Raw genomic sequence first — 248 nt, forward strand, 5'->3', positions numbered from 1 at the left:
GGCGAAGTCCATGCGCTGCACGTTGGGGAAGCTGGTGGCATCGACGAAGCCGGCGCCGAACCAGGCGCGCATGCTGTCGTCGTCCTGGTAGCGCTCGGCCACCGCGCTGTAGTCGGTGCCGAATTCGAGCAGCAGTGCTTCGTAGCCGGCCAGGAACGGCGTGGCCTCGAGCAGGCGCGAGTTCCAGAACACGATGGCCAGGCCGCCCGGGCGCAGGATGCGCGCCCACTCGTGGCGCACGGCGCGGG

The 248-nt window shown here is 70.6% G+C and carries 1 protein-coding gene; it reads right to left on the reverse strand.

The features are described from left to right. Positions 1–248: hypothetical protein (locus R0J87_RS23125; protein ID WP_498889290.1), on the reverse strand; the 248-nt coding region annotated here is incomplete at both ends.

The organism is Halomonas sp. SIMBA_159 (genome assembly GCF_046536035.1).
Taxonomy (GTDB): Bacteria; Pseudomonadota; Gammaproteobacteria; order Pseudomonadales; family Halomonadaceae; genus Vreelandella; species Vreelandella venusta_A.